General features: G+C 69.3%; 2 protein-coding genes. Both read right to left on the minus strand.

Annotation, left to right across the window (positions count from 1 at the left end; translation table 11 throughout):
- A partial coding sequence (locus tag BST44_RS28990; protein WP_142274737.1) for an FHA domain-containing protein occupies positions 1 to 422 on the minus strand: 422 nt, incomplete at its 3' end.
- A 16-nt stretch (positions 423 to 438) separates the two neighbouring features.
- A partial coding sequence (locus BST44_RS28995) for an ATP-binding cassette domain-containing protein (protein ID WP_208619905.1) occupies positions 439 to 2566 on the minus strand: 2128 nt, incomplete at its 5' end.

Below are 2566 nucleotides of genomic sequence, written 5' to 3' on the forward strand. Positions count from 1 at the left end.
AGATGTGTATCAGAGACTGGGACGGGGGGACGCGGGGCGCGGTTGGCGTCGCCGGGCGGCGTGATGACCGGGATCGACTCCGTGGTCGGCGGCAGCATGCCCACGCTCCCGGTGTGGTGGCCGATCTCGAAGGTGATCCGTGGGCCGTCGGGCCTGCCGATGTTGATGGTCTGGCCGTCCTCGATGTCGACCAGCGGCACCCGCTGCCCGTCGACGTAGACGCCGTTCAGCGACTTGTTGTCCAGCGCCACCCATTTGCCGTGATCGAAGCGCAGCAGCAGGTGCGCCCGGGCCACCAGCGGGTGCGCCACCCGCAGGTCGGCGCGCAGGTCGCTCCCGACGACCACGTCGCGGCCTGCGGCGAAGCTGCCCTTCGACCGGTCGGATCGAACAGTGAGGACGGGCTCCGCAGCTTGAGTCATCGGACCGGCCGCAGGCTCAGCGTTTCAGCCGGATGTGCCACCGGACGAAGCCGGTGTAGGCCGCGGACAGGAAGACCAGCATTGCCATGTCGAACACGAAGATGTGCTTCGAATGCTGCCAGATCGGGTCGTTGGTCGGGATCTGTTTGACCTTCACCAGCGACGGAAAGTCGATCGATGAGGCGCCCGCGGCGTACCCCCACCGCGCGGGCGTCAGCCACGCGAGCTGCTCGAGACCGAAGCGCTGGTAGACCGGGATCATGCCGCTGGAGAACACCAGCTGCGACATGATCGACACCACCAGCAGCGGCATGATCTGTTCGTTGGACTGCGCGCAGGCCGACAGCAGCAGCCCCAGCATCGCCGACGCCACACAGGTGCCGGCGACGGTGACGAACAGCGAGAAGGTGGAGTTGCCGAAGAACGGCGGGTGTGCCGTCGGCGCGCCTTTGCCGAGCCGCACGATGATGGTGGCCACCGCCGCCTGTCCCGTCGCGAAGACGCAGAACACCGCGATCTTGGCCAGCAGGTAGGCGGTGGTGGACAGCCCGACGGCCTGCTCGCGCCGGAAGATCGGGCGCTCGCCGATCAGGTCGCGGATGGTCAGCGCGGTGCCCATGAAGACGGCGCCGATGTTCAGCAGCACCATGATGTACTGCGGCTGCGTGGGCGCGGGGCCGAGCGGGTCGGCCGGGCCCAGACCGGGGTGCGGGCCCTTCACCGTCAGCGACAACGCGCCGATCAGGAACGGCAGGACCGCCAGGAAGATCGTATAGCCGCGGTCGGATACCACCAGGCGTACCTGGCGGCGGGCGATCGTGGACAGCTGCCGCCAGATGTCCGTCCTCGGCGGCTCGCCCAGGTCGGCGGGGCTCTGCGGGGACGGCGCCTGGGACTGCTGCTGGTTGCGCTCCTTGAAGCGGCGGTTGGCCTCGTCCGGGTCGGCGCCCACCTTGGCGAAGATGTCGGCCCAGTTGCGGGTGCCCATCGCCGCCTCGACCTGGTCGGGCGGGCCGCAGAAGGCGGTCTTGCCGCCCGGTGCGACCAGCAGAATCTGGTCGCAGACGTCCAGGTATGACACCGAGTGGGTCACCACCATCACCACACGGCCCGCGTCGGCGAGCTGCCGGAGCATCAGCATGACCTGGCGGTCCAGCGCCGGGTCCAGGCCGGATGTCGGCTCGTCGAGCAGCAGCAGCGACGGCTGGGTGAGCAGCTCGAGCGCCACCGAGGCGCGTTTGCGCTGGCCGCCCGACAGCTTGTCGACCCGGGTTTCGGCGTGCTTGGTCATGTCGAGTTCTTCGAGGACCTGGGCGACGATCTGGGCCCGCTCGGCTTTGCTGGTGTCCGGGGGGAGCCGCAGTTCGGCCGCGTAGTTCAGGGCCTGGTCGACGGTCAGCTGCCGGTGCACGACGTCGTCCTGCGGCACCATCCCGATCCGGCTGCGCATCGAGGCGTATTCGGAGTGGATGTCGTGGCCCTCGAAGGTCACCGAGCCCGAACTCGGGCTGGTGTAGCCCACGATCAGCCGCGACAGCGTGGTCTTGCCGGCGCCCGAACCGCCGATGATGGCCGTCAGCGTCCCGGGCCGGGCCGTCAGCGAGACGTGGTCGATCAGCTGCTTTCCGTCGATTTTGAAGCAGACGGAATTCACCTCCAGGCCGCCGGTGCGCGTAGCGGCCTCGGTGCGGCGGAGCAGCTCGCCGTGGGTGAACACCAGGTCGACGTTGCCGATGGTGACCACGTCGCCCTCGGTCAGCACCGCGGAGCCGACCCGCACACCGTTGACGAACGTCCCGTTGACGCTGTGCGCGTCGCGGATCTCGGTGCCCAGGGGCGTCTGGGTCAAAAACGCATGATGGCGCGACGCCAGGACGTCCTGGATCACGACGTCGTTGTCGGTGGCGCGGCCGATCGTCAGGGCGCCCGACGGCTTCTGCAGCGCCCCGGACCGCGACGGCATGAGCGCCTGGAACATCTTCGTCGCCAGGTTCGCGACCTCGGGCGGCTTGGCGTTGGTGGGCGACATCCGCGTTTCCGGCGACGCCGCTATCTGCGGCTGCGGCTGGAAGTTCGGCGGCGGCGCGGCGGGCGGGCGGCCGCGCCGCCGCCGAACTTCCAGCCGCAGCCGCAGATAGCGGCGT

This window comes from Mycobacterium scrofulaceum (genome assembly GCF_002086735.1).
Lineage (GTDB): Bacteria > Actinomycetota > Actinomycetes > Mycobacteriales > Mycobacteriaceae > Mycobacterium > Mycobacterium scrofulaceum.